This is a genomic window from Aedoeadaptatus urinae (genome assembly GCF_900155585.1).
Classification (GTDB): Bacteria; Bacillota; Clostridia; order Tissierellales; family Peptoniphilaceae; genus Aedoeadaptatus; species Aedoeadaptatus urinae.
In genome coordinates this window covers 551,834-563,367 of sequence record NZ_LT707417.1, presented here as the reverse complement: position 1 = coordinate 563,367, position 11,534 = coordinate 551,834, and the positions used below count along the sequence as shown (strand labels likewise).

The 11,534-nt window shown below is 52.3% G+C and carries 9 protein-coding genes and 1 rRNA gene; 1 reads left to right on the top strand and 9 read right to left on the bottom strand.

Annotated features, from left to right (window positions below; translation table 11 throughout):
• The 9 genes from BQ7397_RS05100 to BQ7397_RS05060 form a co-directional block, all read right to left on the bottom strand.
• A 16S ribosomal RNA gene (locus BQ7397_RS05100) occupies nt 1-1,436 on the bottom strand; the annotation flags it as partial.
• Nucleotides 1,437-1,816: 380 nt separating this feature from the next.
• Entirely contained in the window at nt 1,817-2,086 is a 270-nt protein-coding gene (locus tag BQ7397_RS05095) for a GNAT family N-acetyltransferase (RefSeq protein ID WP_077075046.1), read from the bottom strand.
• An 83-nt stretch (nt 2,087-2,169) separates the two neighbouring features.
• Complete coding sequence (locus BQ7397_RS05090; protein ID WP_077075020.1) at nt 2,170-3,210, bottom strand: LCP family protein; 1,041 nt, start codon at nt 3,208-3,210, stop codon at nt 2,170-2,172.
• Nucleotides 3,211-3,407: 197 nt separating this feature from the next.
• The gene (locus BQ7397_RS05085) at nt 3,408-4,010 is read right to left on the bottom strand and encodes a peptidylprolyl isomerase (RefSeq protein ID WP_077075019.1); all 603 of its coding nucleotides are present in this window, start codon (nt 4,008-4,010) and stop codon (nt 3,408-3,410) included.
• Nucleotide 4,011: 1 nt separating this feature from the next.
• The gene (map, locus tag BQ7397_RS05080) at nt 4,012-4,764 is read right to left on the bottom strand and encodes a type I methionyl aminopeptidase (protein WP_077075018.1); all 753 of its coding nucleotides are present in this window, start codon (nt 4,762-4,764) and stop codon (nt 4,012-4,014) included.
• The gene (locus BQ7397_RS05075; protein ID WP_077075017.1) at nt 4,761-5,654 is read right to left on the bottom strand and encodes a tetratricopeptide repeat protein; all 894 of its coding nucleotides are present in this window, start codon (nt 5,652-5,654) and stop codon (nt 4,761-4,763) included. The genes map and BQ7397_RS05075 overlap by 4 nt, the downstream gene beginning before the upstream one ends.
• Nucleotides 5,655-5,683: 29 nt before the next feature.
• Nucleotides 5,684-7,744, bottom strand: a complete 2,061-nt coding sequence (locus tag BQ7397_RS05070) for a heavy metal translocating P-type ATPase (protein ID WP_077075016.1) — start codon at nt 7,742-7,744, stop codon at nt 5,684-5,686.
• 116 nt (nt 7,745-7,860) lie between these two features.
• Nucleotides 7,861-8,664, bottom strand: a complete 804-nt coding sequence (locus BQ7397_RS05065) for a nitroreductase family protein (RefSeq protein WP_077075015.1) — start codon at nt 8,662-8,664, stop codon at nt 7,861-7,863.
• An 18-nt stretch (nt 8,665-8,682) separates the two neighbouring features.
• Nucleotides 8,683-9,222, bottom strand: a complete 540-nt coding sequence (locus BQ7397_RS05060; protein ID WP_077075014.1) for a phosphatase PAP2 family protein — start codon at nt 9,220-9,222, stop codon at nt 8,683-8,685.
• Between the two features lie 104 nt (nt 9,223-9,326).
• Here BQ7397_RS05060 and BQ7397_RS05055 point away from each other — a divergent pair, with 104 nt between their 5' ends.
• The gene (locus BQ7397_RS05055; protein ID WP_077075013.1) at nt 9,327-11,189 is read left to right on the top strand and encodes an ATP-dependent helicase; all 1,863 of its coding nucleotides are present in this window, start codon (nt 9,327-9,329) and stop codon (nt 11,187-11,189) included.
• Nucleotides 11,190-11,534 lie beyond the last annotated feature (345 nt).

Sequence of the window (11,534 nt, the reverse complement as noted above, 5' to 3'; positions counted from 1 at the left end):
CGGTTGGCTCGCTGGCTTCGGGTATTGCCAACTCCCATGGTGTGACGGGCGGTGTGTACAAGACCCGGGAACGCATTCACCGCAGCATTCTGATCTGCGATTACTAGCAACTCCGACTTCATGCAGGCGAGTTGCAGCCTGCAATCCGAACTGGGATCGGCTTTTTGAGATTCGCTTGAGATCGCTCTGTCGCTGCCCTCTGTACCGACCATTGTAGCACGTGTGTAGCCCAGGACATAAAGGGCATGATGATTTGACGTCATCCCCACCTTCCTCCGATTTATCATCGGCAGTCCCTTTAGAGTTCCCACCGTTACGTGCTGGCAACTAAAAGTAAGGGTTGCGCTCGTTGCGGGACTTAACCCAACATCTCACGACACGAGCTGACGACAACCATGCACCACCTGTATTAGCGTTTCCGAAGAAAAAACTTTATCTCTAAAGCGGACGCTAGTATTTCAAGTCCTGGTAAGGTTCTTCGCGTTGCTTCGAATTAAACCACATGCTCCGCTGCTTGTGCGGGTCCCCGTCAATTCCTTTGAGTTTCATGCTTGCGCACGTACTCCCCAGGCGGAGTGCTTATTGTGTTAACGGCGGCACCGAGGTTTGACCCCCGACACCTAGCACTCATCGTTTACGGCGTGGACTACCAGGGTATCTAATCCTGTTTGCTACCCACGCTTTCGTTCCTCAGCGTCAGTTGAAGTCCAGCAAGTCGCCTTCGCCACCGGTATTCCTCCTAATATCTACGCATTCCACCGCTACACTAGGAATTCCACTTGCCTCTCCTTCACTCAAGCTTGACAGTTTCCGATGCTTACGAAGGTTGAGCCTTCGCCTTTTACATCGGACTTGCCATGCCGCCTGCGAACCCTTTACGCCCAGTAATTCCGGACAACGCTCGCCCCCTACGTATTACCGCGGCTGCTGGCACGTAGTTAGCCGGGGCTTCCTCCTATGGTACCGTCATTATCTTCCCATAGGACAGAGCTTTACGATTCGAAAACCTTCATCGCTCACGCGGCGTCGCTGCATCAGGGTTGCCCCCATTGTGCAAGATTCCCCACTGCTGCCTCCCGTAGGAGTTTGGACCGTGTCTCAGTTCCAATGTGACCGTTCACCCTCTCAGGCCGGTTACTGATCGTCGTCTTGGTGGGCCGTTACCCCGCCAACTAACTAATCAGACGCGAGGCCATCTCTTACCGCATACGCTTTGACTTCATCATCAGGAGATGTCGGAGTCTTATACGGTATTAATCCCGGTTTCCCGAGGCTATCCCGTTGTAAGAGGCAGGTTCCTCACGCGTTACTCACCCGTTCGCCGCTAATCCCAGCCAAATCACCCCGAAGGGATCATTGAATGTTCATCGCTCGACTTGCATGTGTTAGGCGCGCCGCCAGCGTTCGTCCTGAGCCAGGATCAAACTCTCAATAAAAACTTTGAGTTTGCTTAGCTCGGATTCACTGACTGTGTTCCGCTTTAAGCTTTTAGATTGTTATGGTTTAATCTCTTATACCATTTAATTAACTTGGTTCAGTGCTGTCTCTTTCGAAACAGCTTATTTAGTATATCTCGCAGGCCATGCTTTGTCAAGAACTTTTTAATACTTTGTAAAAATTCTTTCCGCACGCCTCGCGCGATAACTTTTATAGTTTACCATCGATATTCTCTTCTTGTCAATCGCTTTTTTCACGTCTTGATTTCAAGACGCGGCGTGACTTTTAGACTCGATGACTAGGCTATTATACTAACTCCCCATTTTTCTGTCAAGGGGATATTTGCGGGAGTTTACCGTCATGTAAAGTTGAAAGCTGCCTATACGAGGCGGCGGCTGTAGTCCTCGTTCTCCTTCATTTTCTTTTCCACATAGGAGCAGTCGGCCTGTACCTTTAGATCGCGCTCGTTTACGTAGGCGATAAATGCGTCGAAGAGTTTCCCGGCTACACCTTGGCCGCGCACGTCCTCCGATGTTTGCGTGTGATAGGCCTGTACGGTTTTGTCGTCTTTCATGCGATAGTCCAGCACTCCCTGGGGATGATCGGCATCGCCGATGTAAAAGCGTCCGTCTGTATGTTTAATTTCCATCATTCGTTCCTTTCTTATTCTTTACCTTCCGTTTACTCTATACCCAACCACGAAAAAAGCTCCCGCCGAAGCGAGAGCTTTCTTTATTCCTCTGCGGATGCCGCGCCGTTATTCTCGGCGGCATTGGATGTGTCGTCAGTTGCTTTCTTTTGTTCCTTGAGCTCTTCGTAGTAGCCGATCTTGCCTTGGGCGAAGCGGCGCACCTGTTCTCTTGCCGAGGCCTGATCCACGACATAATACTCGATCTTGCCGATGCGTTGATTATCGCCGACCAGGGTGTCGGTTTGGATGTCGTCGCGATCCATGTCCAAGCCCATTTTTGCCAGGTAGGCGATTTGCCCATAGGACAGATTGGTTTCAATATTGTCCAGAGCGATGTCGATGAGCTCGGGGATTTTCAGTATCATCATGGGCCGCTTGACTTTGTCGAACAGCTGCATGAGGAAGCGCTGTTGAACCTGGATCCGGTCGATGTCCTGATCCTCGTAGATCTTCCGTATGCGCAGGTAGCGCACGGCGTTGGCGCCGTCCAGCTTCTGCTTGCCTTTTTTAAAGTCGATGTGCAGATTGGGCACGACGTAGGTGTCTTCGTAGCTGTAGTCGAAGGGGATGTCCACGTCGATGCCACCGACGGCATCTACCAGTCGTTCCACGGCGTTGTAGTCCACCGTAGCGTAGTAGTCGATTTTTACGTCGAGGAAATTTTCCACCGTTTCTTCCGCCAGCTTTTCGCCGCCGTAGGCGTAAGCGTGGCCCAGCTTGGTCTTGCCCTCGTGGCCTTCGATGTCCACATAGGTATCACGGGGCAGGGACAAAAGCTGTGCCCGCTTGGTCACGGGATCGATGGTGACGAGCATAATGACGTCGCTTCGGGTGGGGTTTCCCTCCTCGGTCATGTCCGTGGTCGCCGTCTTGTCGATACCGAAAAGCAGTATGTGCAGGGGATCGTCTCCGGTAAAGGGATTGGTCGTGTTTAATTTTTCCAGGCTGTTGTTCGCTTCTTCCAGCGTCGGTTCCTTAGTTCTTTTGGATATCGGTCGATCGACCATTTTATAGCCCAAGGCCAAGGCCCCCGACAGGACGGCAATGACGAGTGCCGCCACAATGATTTTAAGTACTCTCATGAAACACCTCTTTTTATCTCGTACTATCTTACCGAATCGAAGGGCTCTTGGCAATAAAAGTTTCCTTTCGTTCTCTTTGAAATGAAACTTTCCGCTGCCGGAGACAACCTTATATAAGGAAGGGTGCCGAAATTTTTTCAAGGCACATAAAAAGCAAACAGCGTGGCCGTTTGCTTCCTCGGGCCTTCGGGCCCGTTTTATTCGTAGGTATAGGTGTTCGCCCGTTGGATCACGACGTCTTCCAGGGGCTTATCCATGGCGTTTTTTTCCACCTTGGCGATGGCGTGAACCACGTCCATGCCGTCCGCCACTTGACCGAAGACCGTGTGCTTGCCGTCGAGCCAAAAGGCGCCGCCGCATTTCTTGTAGCCGTCGATGACGTCTTGGGTATAGCCGTATTTTTCTCCCGCATCTTCCATTTGGCGGATGATGTCGTCGCCCACCGGCGCGCCTTGCACGATGAAAAATTGGCTGCCGTTGGTGTTCGGACCGGCATTGGCCATGGAAAGGGCGCCGACGAGGTTTCTGTATTCGGGGGTGCATTCGTCTTCGAAGCCCTTGCCCCAAATGCTTTCGCCGCCGCGGCCGGTGCCCGTGGGATCGCCGCCCTGAATCATGAAGTCGTCGATGACGCGGTGAAAGATAATACCGTCGTAGTAGCCGCGATCCACGAGGGTGGTGAAATTTTCCACGGCTTTCGGCGCCGCGTCGGGAAACAGGCGCAGGGTAATGTCGCCGAGGGTGGTGGTGAGCTTCACCATGGTGTCGCCGACCTTCGGCGCTTCCAGTTGCTTTAGCATTTTATTCTCCTTGCTCCGTCAGGACGATGACGCCGTCTTTGGTCACCGCCAGGGTGTGTTCGTATTGGCAGGACAAAGAGCCGTCGCGGGTGCGGGCGGTCCAGCCGTTTTTATCCATGGCAATGGGCCAGTCGCCGGCATTGATCATGGGCTCGATGGTAAAGACCATCCCTTCTTCCAGGCGCACGCCCCGATTGGGCCGGCCGTAGTGAAGGACCTGGGGATCCTCGTGCATATTGGTGCCGATGCCGTGGCCCACGAAATCCCGCACCACGGAAAAGCCGTTGGCTTCGGCGTGGGTTTGGATCACGTGCCCGATGTCGCCGAGACGGGTGCCGGGCTTCACGATGTCGATGGCCTTATACAGGCATTCTTTCGTGACGTCCATAAGCTTTTGCGCTTCGTCAGAGAGCTCGCCCACGGCGTAGCTCCAGGCAGAATCGGCCAGGTAGCCGTCCACATTCACCACCATGTCGATGGTCAAAAGGTCACCGTCTTCAAGCTTGCGCTCGCTGGGAAAGCCGTGGCAAATTTCGTCGTTCACCGACGCGCAGATGCTGTAGGGAAAGCCCTGATAGCCCTTTTGCTCCGGATAGCCGCCGCGGTCGGTGATAAATTTTTCCACAAAGCGGTCCAGCTCCAGGGTGGTGACCCCGGGCTTCACTTCATTTCTGAGGGCGCGGTGCACTTGGATCAAAAGGTCCGCTGCCCTTTGCATTTTTTCGATTTCTTTTTCCGTCTTTATTATAATCAATCCTCTACCTCCCGGACGATTTCTTTTAAATCCACATCCCTCGATGCCCACAATTTCGCGTGGGGATTCATGGCGATGGCCCGCTTCAAATCCTTCAGGGCCTCGTCCTTTTCCCCTAAGCGCATATGGCTGCAGGAGCGATTGTAGTATAGATTCACACTGTTCAGGTGCCTGTCGATTCCTCGGGTTAAGATGGCGATGGCTTTTTTCGGCTCTTTCATGCGCAAGTAAATGGCCGACATATTTAAATAAGTCGGCGCATAGCTTTCGTCGAGGGCCAAGGCCTCTTCGTAGGCGGCCAGGGCCTCTTCGTTTTTAAACATCTTTTGGTAAATGACGCCCAGATTGTAATAGCCGATGCTGTAGGCCGGAGACAAGGCTACGGCTTTGTTCGCCAGGGCCAGGGCTTTTTTATACTCCTTGCGCTCCTCGTAAATGGAAGCCATATCGGACCAGACCACGCCGTTGTCGGGAACCAGTTGCGCACAGCGCTCGAAAAGTTCCAAGGCGCGATCTTTGTAACCCATGGCATCGGATAAGAGGGCCAACTCGTAGCAGGCGCTTTCGTAATCGGGATCGATTTTAATGGCTTTTTCGAAGTGCTCGACAGCCGCCACATCGTCTCCCTCGTCCTGGGCCAAGACGCCTAAGGCGTACTCGGCACCGGCGTATCTGCCCATGGACAGAATTCTCCGGTAATAGGACGCCGCTTTCTTTTCTCTGCCGTCTTGCCAATAAATATCGGCCACGGAAAAGTAAGCGTCCACACGGGCTTCTTTGTTCGGAGCGAATGTCGCCGCCTTCAAATATGCCTTTAACGCCGCTTTATTCTCGCCTCGGCTGAGAAAATCCTCCGCCAGAGTCCGATAGTTGTTCCATTTTGCAGTCATCGTCGCCTCCCGATGGTATTATACCACAGTTAGCTTCGCCCCTTGTATTTCAAAAGACTCATGGCGATGACGACGCAGATCAAGGACACGCCTACATCGGCAAAGACGGCGAGCCAGAGGCTGGCGATGTTAAACATGTTTAAACCTACGACGAGGATTTTTATGAGAAGGGCAAAGGCGATATTGCCGTAGCAAATTTTTCGCGTCTGCTTGGAAAGATCGAAGAGGAAGGGAAGGCGGCCGATGTCGTCGCCTAAGATGACCACGTCGGCGGTTTCGATGGCCATATCCGATCCGCCGGTGCCCATGGCAATGCCCACATCGCTTTTGGCGAGAACCGGGGCGTCGTTGATGCCGTCGCCGACGTAAACCACTTTTTCATTTCGTTCCAAGGCGCGGTTTAATGCCTCTACTTTTTCCCCGGGAAGCAGGCCGCCGACGCTTTCGTCTACGCCCAGCTCCTTGCCTACGGCCTCTACCAATTCCTTTTTGTCGCCGGAGAAGAGATAGGTTTTTAAGAAGGCGGATAATTTTTTCAGCGCCTCCTTCACTCCGGGTTTAATGGAGTCGGAAAAAACGATGCGGCCCAAGAGCTCCCCGTCTTTGACGACATAGACCGACGTCTTGGGAATGTTTGGGAGGGGATTTTCCACGCTCATGGCTTGAAGCATGGCGTCGTTGCCGGCGGCCACGGTCTTGCCGCCGATGGTACAGGTAATGCCTTTACCGGAAAGCTCCCGATAATTCTCAGGCGTTCCCTGGGGCGCGGCTTTTTCCAAAATGGAGCGTGCGATGGGGTGATTGGAGTATTGTTCCGCCGTGGCGGCCAGGGAAAGGAGATCTTCTTCCGTTCCCTTTAACACGTCCACTTGGGCCAAGGTGAACTTGCCGTCGGTAAGGGTACCGGTTTTGTCGAAGGCGATGGCATCGGCTTCGGCCAAGGCTTCCAATGAGGTAGAGCCTTTAATAAACATCCCGTCTTTCGATGCCCGGCCCACGCCGGCAAACATGGAAAGGGGCACGGAAAGCACCAAGGCACAGGGACAGGAAACAATTAAAAAGGCACAGGCTTTGTAGATCCATGTATTCCAGTCGCCGGAAAATGCCAGAGGCGGCAGCACGGCCACGAGAACCGCAAGCCCTACGACCACCGGCGTGTATATGGCGGCGAAGCGGGTGATCCAGGCTTCGGTCTTGCCCTTGTTCAACCTGGCGTCGGCGACCAGTCCCTGAATCTTCGCCATAGTGGATTCTCCCGCCACTTTCGTGACGCGCACTTTAAAGGCGCCATCTATGGCCATGGCCCCGGCCATCATGTCCGCCCCCGCTTTCGCTAAGATAGGCACGGATTCGCCGGTCATGTGTTGATTGGAGATGTGGCCTTCCCCTTCGACGATTTCACCGTCGGCGGCCAAGGTGTCCCCGGCGCGGAGGATGATGATGTCCCCTACGGCCACGTCTTCTGCCGCCACTTCGACGACGGCACCGTCTTTTTCCACGTGGGCCGTCTCTTCATCGCGGGCCAGCAGGCTTTCCACGGAATCCGTGGCGCGGTCCAAGGCGTAGTCCTGCAGGGCTTCGCCGAGACGGTAGAACAAGAGCACGGCCAAAGCTTCCCCGTGTTCGCCGATGTAAAAGGCGGCGACGGATGCCACGCTCATTAAAAGATTTTCGTCGAAGACTTCGCCGTTTTTAATGCCCTTCAAGGCGTTTCTGAAAATATCGAAGCCGGCGGCTGCGAGGATCACGGCCCAGAGCACCGTTTGATAGGATCCCTTATAGACGAACTGCACCAAGAGGGCGGCCATAATGCCGCAGGCAATGGAAATCAGTTCGTTTTTTAAAGAGCCTTCCTCTTCTTCCGCTTCTTGTTTTTTCTCGCCGTGATTTTTTTCCACCACCACGACGCCGTCTTCGATGCTGTCGACAAGCTGTTGGATCTCTTCACCTGAAATCGCCCCTTCCACCACGAGGCGCTTGGAAATAAAATCCAGCTTGGCCTCGGAGACTTGGGGCAATTCGCCGACGCGGGTTTCGATTTTCGCCGCGCAGTTAGCACAGTTTAAATTTTTCAATTCATAAGTGCGCATATATTCTCCTCCATTCATATGATTATTTGCTCATACTTATTGTATGCCCTTATGCCGACGATGTCAACAACAAAAAAAGAAGCGTCCTGCGACGCTCCTTCCGTATTCTGAAATTTTTACAGGGAAATGGTGGCCACCGGTTCCAAACCGTTAACGTCCGCGCCTTCGATTAAGGTCCAGGTTTTTTCCGTGCCCGTATTTTTCAACATGGCTTCGTAGTAATACATGACGACGCCGATGTCTACATAGCTCTTTTGACCCTTGCTCTTGTCCATGTAAAGGGTAATGGTGCCGTCGTCCTTTAAGAGGAAGCGCCAGGGTTGGGCGTTAATGTGGCTGGGTGCGAAGCGAATGGAGGAAAATACGTCAAAGAGACCGTAGTTTTCAAGCTCCGTCAAGGGCGCCGGCGTATCCAAATGATCCTTGAAGACAATTTTGTCTACGCTGAGGCGGGGGCTGACTCTCTCTTCATCGAAGACGTCTTGGTTCAGAGCCTTGCCGAAGCCGATAATGTAGTCGACAAATTCGCCGCCTTCACCGAAAAGGGATTTCTTTAAATCCTTATCCACTTGCACGGTAGTAATCCAGCAGGTGCCGAAATTCTTTTCGATGAGCTCCGTATTCATCATTTCCAAATAATAACCTGTGCGAATCAATTCGGCCTTTTCGTGGCTTTTGGCGCGCAGGGCGATGTAATAGGGCGCTTCGATCATGGTGCCGCCGTAACCGGCTTTGCCTTTCAGTGCTTCGGCAATGGCTTGGCCGTTTTCGTAAAGGGCGAAGCTGACTTCGCTGGCAGCCGATTGTTTTTCCAATTTGGCCAGGGTATCCTTAAGCCAATCCATTTCCATGGCCGACAGCTTCGTCGGTTGGAATTCGCGCACCGTTCTTCTCTTTTGCAGGAAATTTGTCATTACCATATTATCTTCCTCCTCAAATTACAACCAATATGCCAGGTTGTCGTAAACATACATATGTACCACGTAACCGACGATCATGCCGATAATCACACCCGCCAAGACATCGGTGGGATAGTGAACGGCCAAATAGGTTCTGGATACAGCCACCAAAAGCGCCATCACAACAAAGAGCGGAGCCAGTTTCGGAAAATACAGAGAAAATGTCGTCGCCACCGTAAAGGCTGCCGTCGTATGCCCCGAGGGAAAGGAATAATCCCTCAAGTCGATGCCGTAGGTGTTTAAATTTTTACTCACCCAATAGGGCCGGCTTCGACTGATGGCGCGCTTTAAAATTTGTGCGACACCTGTCGAGATCACCAGGGCCACAACCATTTCCGTGGCGGCACTTCCGATCCAACGTTTTCCGAATATCAGCATAAAGACCGACAGAACTACGAGAAACCCGGGTCCCGCAATATTCGTATAGTTGTAAAAAAAGAAATCACAATACTTGTTTTTCAATTTCTTGTTTATACGATCCAGAAAATAATCGTCAAACGCTTTAAACGGATTTTTCATCTTCACCATCCTGTACATACCTACTTTTCTAATTATATACCAAGCTCCTCGTCTTGAAAAGGACAATTCCCCTCGCCTCGTGATATACTCACACGGAGGTGACTATGAAATTAACGGACGAACAACAAAAAGCCGTGGCCCACGACAAGGGGCCGGCCTTGGTCCTCGCCGTGCCCGGCAGCGGCAAGACCACCATGCTCCTGAGCCGCACGAAGCGGCTCATCGACGAGGGCGTGGAGAGAAAAAAGATTCTGACCATTACCTTTTCCAAGGCCTCGGCCCGGGATTTGGCCCTTCGCTACAAAAAACTTTTTCCCGACAGTGCGCCCCCCGCTTTTTCCACTATTCACAGCTTCTGCTACTCGGTGCTGAAAAACGACGAGCGGCGCCGCGGCGTAAGCTACACATTAATCGAATCCAATCGCGCCTTGAGCAAGTGGCGCATCGCCGCCGAGCTGTGGCGGGAAATCATGCACCGCTCTCCCAACGAGGAGCAGGTGGAGACCCTCCTTCGGGAGATCAGCTACGTCAAGAACAAGGTTTTGGACCCGGCGGAATACAATAAAGAGGCGACGACGCCCCTGTTTCTGAAATTTTATAATCGCTACGAAAATTTAAAGCGGGACAGGCAGTGGATCGACTTCGACGATATGATTACCCTGGTGCCTGAGATTTTTAAACAGGATCCGGGACTGCTCCGGGCGGTGCGCGCCACCTACGACTACATTCAGGTGGACGAGGGCCAGGACACCTCCAAGGGCCAGCTCGCCATTATCGAAGCCATAGCAAAGCCCAAGAACAATCTCTTTATCGTCGCCGACGACGACCAATCCATTTACGGCTTTCGCGGCGCGGATTTTCGCGAGCTCCTTCACCTGAAGGATTCATACGGCGATCTAAAGCTCTACTACCTTTCAAAAAATTTCCGTTCCCGGGAAAATATTATTTCTCTCTCGGCAAAATTCATCGAGCAAAATAAAGCCCGCTACAAAAAGACGCCGGTGGCGGTGAAGGGAGCGGGGCCCGAGGTGCGGGCGGTGGAGCTCAACGATCTGGACAAGCAGTACGCCTTTATCGCCTCGGAAATCGAAAAACACGATTTGAAGGACGTGGCCGTCCTCTACAGAAACCACGTCTCCTCCATCGGTCTCGTGGAATTTTTGGAGCGCAATAACATGCCCTTCGCCTCGAAGGAACGAAAGAGCCGCTTCTTCCGCCACTGGGTCCTTCAGGATTTAATGACTATTTACGAATTCAGCCGAAATCCCGGGGACTTGGCATCCTTTTCCACTTTCTATTACAAAATTCGCGGCTATCTGTCGAAAAAGATGATCGAAGAATTGCAGAAAAAAGGCGTGGGCCCATCGGTCTTTGACGCCCTCTTGGATTTAAAGCTCCCCGATTACGCCGTGCGAAATGTGAAGGCCCTGAAGCGGGATTTTCAGCACTTAAAAACCCTGGCCCCCGCCGAGGCCTTCCGCTTTATTCAAAAGGATTTGGAATACGAGGAATACATTGCGGGGCACGCCGCCACCTTCGGCTCCTCCAAGACCACCTCCATGCGCATCCTCTACTACGCCAAGTACATCGCCAAAAAAACCGACGACTACCAACGCTTTATTGGCAGGCTCGAGACGCTGGATCGTCTCATGCAGGGCTCCCGCGCCGGGGAAAAGGGCCTGGTCCTTTCCACCTTGCACGGCGCCAAGGGCTTGGAATTCGACGCCGTCTTTCTTATCGACCTAAATGCCGACGCCATCCCCTCCCTTCCCGGCGCCCATGCCGACGCCGCCGAGGAGGCCCGCCTCTTGGAAGAAGAGCGGCGTCTCTTTTACGTGGGCATGACCCGGGCCAAGGAGCGACTCTATCTCCTCAGGCCCCGCCACGTGGACCGGGAGTCCGTCCTGCCCTCGGAATTTTTCCTCTGGGCGAAGGAGGCCATCGTAAGCGCGCGAAAAAAGCATTAAAAAAGGCCCTCTAGCAAACGTAGAGTGACCCCATAAAGTTGGACTTAATCGAGTAAACATTTCGCCTGTAAGAATGAAAAAAATTGTTAAAGCAGGAGGGTATTCCAAATGAAAAATAAAATACTTGTCATTTCACTCACATTAACAATAATAGCTTGTATCCCAATCCTTTTCGTAGGTACATCTCAATTATATGGATTTTTAGCGGAATTAAATTATTATATACTTAGCCCATTTTGTTTTTCCACTCTCATTTTAATGCCATGGGTTTATAATAATAAGAAATTATATTGGTGGTATGTTCTATTATTTCCATTGGCGTGGAATCTATTTTTTATTTATTAT